Raw genomic sequence first — 6,368 nt, forward strand, 5'->3', positions numbered from 1 at the left:
CTTCTAAAAAGAACAACAAGATGGGATAAGAAAATTAAGAAAGATTGCCGTTTTAAGAGGTTATTGAGATACAAGGTGATAAGGCTTACGAATACCCTATGTTATGAAGGGCATACCAGGGGTTACTGGGACTGGCCGACTCAAATTTGTTCTATATCTGTCTTATTTCTGTTTTTGAATGTTAGCCTGGTTCACACGGCAGATTATTCGTAAATATCTTTTCGATGACCGACCGCAACAACGTCGATGACTAAATCTGTATCAAAAATTTCGTAGATAATACGGTAATTGCCTGTCCTGATCCTATACCCATCCCGCCCCTTCAACTTCTTGCAACCGCTAGGGCGCGGATCTTCGGCTAAATTGGCAATGGCCTCCAAAATTGGGGTAGCAATGTGATCTGAAAACTTGTCTAGCTGCTTTTGGGCTTTGAAGGCCAAGACGATAGTATAACTAGACATTCTTTGCTTTCCTGCTGTTTAGGTAATCAGAAAAAAGCGTCCGTTCCCCGGTATCCTCTTTTTTGGCTTCATCATACAGGCGGATGTCTTCCAGCTCCTCTAATTCTTCCATGAGGGATTCAAACTCCTGTACTGGCAAGACAACCAACGACTTATTGCCTTTGGTATCATTGATATATTGTGGATGTACGTCTACCATGCTAAACCTCTTTTTTTTCAAAAATACCATTTCCCCTTCAAAACAACCAACAACTAAAAATTTAGTTGGCGAGCGCCAGTTTAGCTTTTACCCATCCGGATGGTTTTTGTTTGTTTTCACTCGAAAATCTAGTCGAAATTCCCCTATCCCTTTCAAAGAAAATAGCGTGCGCGAAGCGACGCAGGCCGCCTCTTGTGGGTGGAAAACCCAGCAATTTTTGATCCAAAAACGCATTTTTTACTCGACAAACTATATAGTAGTAAAACAATATAGTATTATATAAGGTACCTCTCGAATAAAAGGACTTCTGGTCAGGAATAAAAGGACTTTTGGTCAGGTAATATTAGGAATAAAAGGACTTTTGGTCAGGAATAAAGCACCTAGCATTTTTACTAGTCCTTTTATTTTTTACCTTTGGAATTCAGTGCAATAACTAATATGGGGGTTAATGGCAAAAGCAAAAAAGAAGGATAAACGAGAGATTGCTCAAATGACACTCCCTTTGATTTATAGCGAAAAGGATGTCAAGATTTATGCAAAGCAGCATTGGAACGCTACTTTCGCCAGGCAGCGGAAAGTGTCTGTGTATGCAAAACGGATCATGGCTAATGTTCTGGCCATGATCAAAGAAGATGATTCTGAGCTAAGGCCTTACTACCAAATGCACATCTCATCAGTCGTTTCAAATTCTGATGTAGATACTTACACCAAGATTAAAGCTGCATTTGTCGAGCTAAGCCAGCTGCATTGGTTAATTGAAGATATCAAAACTAAGTACTTTGCAGTCAGGCATTTACTTGACACTACAAAAACTATCCAAAGCGATGGATTTGAGTGTGCTTATAAAGACGGCTACATAACCATTATTTTAAATCCCGCCCTGAAACCGTATTTTATTGAATTAGCCCATTATACGATTTACGAGCTGAAACATTACATGCACTTCAGCAGCTGGTATAGTCTCCGAATGTTCGAGCTATTATCTGCATTCAAAGATACTGGGATCTGGTGGGTGGCCATTAATGAATTCAGGCTGTTAATGGATTGTGAAAATAAATACCCTGAAACCAAAGATTTGCTTAAAAAGTCCCTTTCTGAACCTTTGCAAGAACTTGAATCTACTGACTTAGCTTTCAGCTACGAGCCAATTTTCGACATGTACGCTCATAGCCGCGGCCGCAAGCCTATAATTGCGCTCGAATTTCGCCTCAAAAAGGCCAAGCCTAAGAACATACCGAAAGAATGGTTTGAATTCTCTGACGAGCACAAAAACGTGCTTCTACGGCTACGTGCCTGGCAGGTGACGGATCCAAATATCATCCGGTATGCGAAAGCGATCGGTATGGAGCGGGCTAACAAGCTTCTTTACGAATGGCAACTAAAAGGGAAAGAAATCCAGGATAAGGCCAAATACTGCAACGCTGTGTGGGTTCGGGTCGGCAAGGCGGCTATTGGCATAACTGCTAATAATTAATCAAAAAGTCGCCGAAACCACCCCTTAGGGGATTGCTTTTCTGGGAGATCTACCTTTGGTGGGGCGGCCAACAAATAGGTTTGCTTTTCAACAATAGCCAATAAACGGCCAATCTCTTCCTTAGCTTCCTGCTCACGCTGCTCGGATTCATGACGGCGATTTTCCTCAGTGCTGACTTTTTCTTCGGCATGCTGCAATTTTAGCTTTAAAAGCTCAATTTCTGCTGCTGCATTCCTTATCTTATTAGGTGTTGCAGCTTGCTGCATGCTGTTGCTTTGCGATATTACACCAACCTGTGGCAATGCAACATGAACCTTAAATGATTGATATATTCTACTTAGTTCACTTGTATCAAGCAAAGGATTATTATCGTCGTCTAAGTGCTTGCTAAGCTTCCCAGACTTAATATGACGATGTAATGTACTTCGATTCTTTCCGGTTAATCTAGCCGCTTCTGATATGCTTATTCTTGCCATATCGCATTTTAATTTGCCACAATGTAGCATTAATGTTGCACTATTTCAAATCACACAGGTGCCTGCTCGACGAATCATGCCGCTGAAAGGTCCTTAAAGATTGTTTCAGATCGGAACAATCTTTACCTTACATCTAACCAGTTTAATCTGAGTTCTTCTCCGCCTGTTTTACTGCCGGTCAAGCCACTCTAATCCAGCAGTCTAATGAAGCTATCTCTTTTGACATTTAACAACATAGAAGTCCGTGAGCAATTCTTTAAAGATTGTCTGTCGATCCAGAATCGGCTGGTTGCCTTAGCACTTAGAAACAAACAGCTTATCGAAAAGTTGGCTGTTTTGCGATTTCAAAACAGCTGCATCACTGATCGGATTGAAAGCTTAAAATGCCATCCAGCGTTATTACTAACCTTTAACAAACATGACAAATAACACTTTAAAGGCTTTAGAGGCATATTTGCTTTTGTCAGCCCAAGACAAGCTTCAATTCCTAAGCCAGATATCAGAAATTGAACAAATGCAGGGAATGGTCCGGCTGGACTATACAAAATCGCTGCTTATGCGAGCATCCAAGAGAAATGTAGATTCGGCAGCCGGGCTTTCTGCTTGATGGCGGCTATCAAAACGATCTATATTGTTGATGATGATGAAGACTGGCGTTTCCTTGTAAAGGAAGCGATAAGTGAAGTCGGCGTACCCGTGGACGTGATCGAAGCAGATAATGGCCAGGAATTGTTAAAAATACTGCAAGACGAAGTCTCCGATGCCATTTTAGTGCTGGACGTTAATATGCCTATAATGAATGGCTTGGAAACGCTAGAAGCCCTAAGGAAATCTTCTCACTGGTCTTCCCTGCCTATTTATCTGGTTTCCAGTTCAAGCAGCGAGGATTTGGCGCTTGCCGCTCGGGAAAAAGGCGCTACAAAGTTTATTACTAAACCAACCCATTTTAATAAATATGTTGAACTGGTCAAGCAGTTATATAGCTACTATCAAGGGGATACACCCAACAAAGTGCACTAATCTAATAGCCCAATCATTTTTAAACGATAAAGTTGCTTGATTAAACTATTAAGCTCCTGCTCCCATCTATGCCTTTTTTGAACAACTTTCTGCTCGTATTCAGCTAGTTGCTGAAAATTTTGGAATTTCGGGATAAAGAAATTTGTAGAGTCTGTTCGTATGCTTTCCTTCATAACAATGTATTGTGAGCCCTTAATTTTTGGATGTGGACCTTGCAAAAAAATCATTCCTTCTTGCTAACAATGGTCTGTTCATGCAACAGCTGCGGATTTGGAACGAACTGGGAGAAGTGACCAAACCTTGCACTTTATCAAGAACTTCCGCAAAACACAGACCAGGCCCTTGTTCTGTGTTTTCTCATTTAACATAAAATTGGTTATGAAAACAACCAGGACAAATTCTGGGTTTTGTGCAGAAATTTGCTTCTATAAGAACATGATGTAATTTGTATTTTTCAATTAGAGGTTTTTCTTACAAATGGGCGAAAATATACGCCAATAAACTATGTTTTTAGTTTACCAACATAATTATACATAGTTCCGTAAGCAATTCCGAGCCGTTTAGAAATCTTGTTCATCGAAAACCCTTGTTTTTGTAGTTCAAAAATTTCCTGTTGCTGCTGGATAGGCAATGGAGCCGGGAAATACGTTTCCCTTGTTCTCTTGCCCTGGCCATGCCGACTTTGACCCTTTGGCTGATCAGCGAGCTTTCAAATTGTGCCAGAGAAGCCGTCACATGAAATATCAGCTCGCTGGTCGGCCGGCATGAGTATAAATCGATACCCTATTTCTTGTGTTGACACAAGCGTGTGCTGTATTACGGCAATCGAATGCAAGAACATATCAATGCACCCGTTTGGATGTCGAGTTGATCGGTAGGATCGACAAAATATGTCAATGTTCCGGCTATCAAGGTTTATAGAGGGCCAAATCGACAAAGTTCAGTTCGCTCAGATTTTCGATAGTTTTTTGTTTCCTTTTTAACCATTACCTACCTAAATTATGCTCAAAGAATTTAAGACTTTTATCGCGCAAGGGAATGTTCTCGACCTAGCCGTCGGGGTAGTGATTGGCGCTGCATTCGGCAAAATTACAACTTCTCTGGTAGAAGATATCATCAATCCTATCCTCGGGGTAATCATTGGTGGTGTAGACTTCACACAACTCAAAATGGTTCTTAAAGACGCCGTGGGAGAAACACCTGAGGTGGCCATCAAATACGGCAATTTTATTCAGGTGCTAATTCAGTTTTTGATCATTGCCTGGGTGATATTTATGATTGTCAAGGCTGCAAACCGGCTAAAACTTTCGTCAAAAAAGGATTAGGTAGTTCTGTTCTGATGAAATATATCTCTCAAAATAAACTATGATTTACCCCAATTTTCTATGAGCAAATTTGTTATCATTCTCCGAAAGAACGGCGAGTTTCAATTTGATTTGAAGGCAAATAACGGTCAAACCATTTTAACCAGTGAGGGTTACAAAGCAAAGACGGCTTGCTTGAATGGCATAGAGTCAGTGAAGACAAACTCATCGCAGGACAATCGTTACGACAAGAAGACCTCTTCGAATGGTAAATATTATTTCAATCTCAAAGCTGCAAACGGCCAAGTAATTGGAAGCAGCGAAATGTATGAAAGCCTTTCGGGAATGAGCAATGGGATTGACTCTGTAAAGAAAAATGCACCAACAGCGACTATAGAGGATAGTAGCGAATTATAACATCTTATTTCACTTTGCTGTTAGTGCTAATAAAAATAGAGCTTCGGAAATCATCAGACTATACACTTAGGCAATGACAGTTAGAGGGGACTTCATTTACTGGAGTTCCCTCGGCTACCAGATTGACGAAAATGACTTGGAGTTTATTCTCCTGCCCATTTTGCACATATCAACCGGCTGGGGAAATACTCCTTTAATGCTGACCCGGATCTTGGAGGCAAGGGTTTGCGGCCATTGAGAAAGCCAAAACTAAACAGTTAGTTGCTTAACGTGTATTTCAGCCCATTTGTAAGAAAAACCTCATATAGAGTTAGCACCAATCATTTCTGGTTCGCCAATCGTTAGAGGGAGTTGGGGGATACGCTACAGGTTCAAGGAGAAAGGAGATTAGGTAGTTCAAGTCACCTTAAATATTCAAAAACCACGCTTTTTCTGCTGCTCCTGCCGGGGCTTGATTTCAGGCTGCTGCGCCAGCTCTTTCTTTTCCCTTTTGTTCTGCTCGACAGCCAGGCTCTGCTCTTTGGCCTGTTTGGCCTGGTGGTTTCGCTCAGCCACAATCATATCGGCCCGCTGCATAGCAGTCCCGTTGAGCATTACCTTCCGGTACTGAAACGTTTCCGTTAGCTCACGTTCATAGCCAAACGTTCGGTCAAAAGCTTTCTCGCACCGCTCCGTAAAATCAAGCCGGTCAAACTGCCCGAATTTCTGGCTGTGGCCGGCGTTGCTCCCCCGGTGGTTGGTCATGGGGCTGATCAGCCGGCCGTTGTCTGCCGTCTTGCGGCTCACGATCAACTGCGCATGCATGTGGCTCCCTTCCTTTGCTTCGCCGCGTTGACGGAGGCCCTGCTTTACTTCCGGATCTTCATGGGTGTAATATCGGTTGTATTCGATTTTGCCGTAATACTTGATATCCTGCTCAGATAGCCCTTTATTGAAATTCTCTGCATACTCTTTCATCACTTCACGCGCAAATGCTTTCAGCTTTTGCGGATCATTGCCAATATGGTCGAGCTCCTT

10 protein-coding genes are annotated in these 6,368 nt (G+C 42.0%); 5 read left to right on the forward strand and 5 right to left on the reverse strand.

Features of this window, described 5'->3' with window-relative positions:
* Positions 1-203: 203 nt before the first annotated feature.
* Both B5X68_RS28330 and B5X68_RS28335 read right to left on the reverse strand, forming a co-directional pair.
* Positions 204-461 (reverse strand): type II toxin-antitoxin system RelE family toxin, encoded by a 258-nt coding sequence (locus B5X68_RS28330; protein WP_082218141.1) that lies wholly within the window; start codon positions 459-461, stop codon positions 204-206.
* On the reverse strand, positions 454-660 hold the full coding sequence (locus B5X68_RS28335; protein ID WP_082218151.1) for a RelB antitoxin-like protein: 207 nt from the start codon (positions 658-660) through the stop codon (positions 454-456). Before B5X68_RS28335 ends, B5X68_RS28330 begins: the two co-directional genes overlap by 8 nt.
* Positions 661-1,108: 448 nt before the next feature.
* On the opposite strand from B5X68_RS28335, the gene B5X68_RS28340 reads away from it, so the two are divergent.
* Complete coding sequence (locus B5X68_RS28340; protein ID WP_082218142.1) at positions 1,109-2,134, forward strand: replication initiation protein; 1,026 nt, start codon at positions 1,109-1,111, stop codon at positions 2,132-2,134.
* Here the strand turns inward: B5X68_RS28340 and B5X68_RS28345 are convergent.
* Positions 2,131-2,610: a hypothetical protein gene (locus B5X68_RS28345; RefSeq protein WP_082218143.1), complete on the reverse strand. Its 480-nt coding sequence runs from the start codon at positions 2,608-2,610 to the stop codon at positions 2,131-2,133. The two genes, B5X68_RS28340 and B5X68_RS28345, sit on opposite strands and share 4 nt — an antisense overlap.
* Before the next feature lie 418 nt (positions 2,611-3,028).
* On the opposite strand from B5X68_RS28345, the gene B5X68_RS28355 reads away from it, so the two are divergent.
* Together B5X68_RS28355 and B5X68_RS28360 are read left to right on the forward strand one after the other, a co-directional pair.
* Positions 3,029-3,217, forward strand: coding sequence for a hypothetical protein (locus B5X68_RS28355; RefSeq protein ID WP_082218145.1), 189 nt, complete (start codon positions 3,029-3,031; stop codon positions 3,215-3,217).
* Positions 3,217-3,630: a response regulator gene (locus B5X68_RS28360; RefSeq protein ID WP_082218146.1), complete on the forward strand. Its 414-nt coding sequence runs from the start codon at positions 3,217-3,219 to the stop codon at positions 3,628-3,630. Before B5X68_RS28355 ends, B5X68_RS28360 begins: the two co-directional genes overlap by 1 nt.
* Before the next feature lie 573 nt (positions 3,631-4,203).
* Here B5X68_RS28360 and B5X68_RS29335 read toward each other — a convergent pair.
* Complete coding sequence (locus B5X68_RS29335) at positions 4,204-4,365, reverse strand: recombinase family protein (protein WP_229208605.1); 162 nt, start codon at positions 4,363-4,365, stop codon at positions 4,204-4,206.
* A gap of 266 nt (positions 4,366-4,631) precedes the next feature.
* Here B5X68_RS29335 and mscL point away from each other — a divergent pair, with 266 nt between their 5' ends.
* Together mscL and B5X68_RS28380 are read left to right on the forward strand one after the other, a co-directional pair.
* Positions 4,632-4,955: a large-conductance mechanosensitive channel protein MscL gene (mscL, locus tag B5X68_RS28375; RefSeq protein WP_082218148.1), complete on the forward strand. Its 324-nt coding sequence runs from the start codon at positions 4,632-4,634 to the stop codon at positions 4,953-4,955.
* A 60-nt stretch (positions 4,956-5,015) separates the two neighbouring features.
* On the forward strand, positions 5,016-5,351 hold the full coding sequence (locus B5X68_RS28380) for a YegP family protein (protein ID WP_082218149.1): 336 nt from the start codon (positions 5,016-5,018) through the stop codon (positions 5,349-5,351).
* 414 nt (positions 5,352-5,765) lie between these two features.
* Here the strand turns inward: B5X68_RS28380 and B5X68_RS29055 are convergent.
* The coding region (locus tag B5X68_RS29055; RefSeq protein WP_082218150.1) for a DUF5712 family protein at positions 5,766-6,368 on the reverse strand (603 nt) is incomplete at its 5' end.

Source organism: Dyadobacter psychrophilus, from assembly GCF_900167945.1.
GTDB lineage: Bacteria > Bacteroidota > Bacteroidia > Cytophagales > Spirosomataceae > Dyadobacter > Dyadobacter psychrophilus.

Excerpts from the sequence above, each read along its gene's own strand:
- B5X68_RS28360 (WP_082218146.1), top strand. The coding sequence starts at position 3,217 with ATGGCGGCTATCAAAACGATCTATATTGTTGATGATGATGAAGACTGG.
- B5X68_RS28355 (WP_082218145.1), top strand. The coding sequence starts at position 3,029 with ATGACAAATAACACTTTAAAGGCTTTAGAGGCATATTTGCTTTTGTCA.
- B5X68_RS28340 (WP_082218142.1), top strand. The coding sequence starts at position 1,109 with ATGGCAAAAGCAAAAAAGAAGGATAAACGAGAGATTGCTCAAATGACA.
- B5X68_RS28345 (WP_082218143.1), bottom strand. The coding sequence starts at position 2,610 with ATGGCAAGAATAAGCATATCAGAAGCGGCTAGATTAACCGGAAAGAAT.
- B5X68_RS28380 (WP_082218149.1), top strand. The coding sequence starts at position 5,016 with ATGAGCAAATTTGTTATCATTCTCCGAAAGAACGGCGAGTTTCAATTT.
- B5X68_RS28335 (WP_082218151.1), bottom strand. The coding sequence starts at position 660 with ATGGTAGACGTACATCCACAATATATCAATGATACCAAAGGCAATAAG.
- B5X68_RS28330 (WP_082218141.1), bottom strand. The coding sequence starts at position 461 with ATGTCTAGTTATACTATCGTCTTGGCCTTCAAAGCCCAAAAGCAGCTA.
- mscL (WP_082218148.1), top strand. The coding sequence starts at position 4,632 with ATGCTCAAAGAATTTAAGACTTTTATCGCGCAAGGGAATGTTCTCGAC.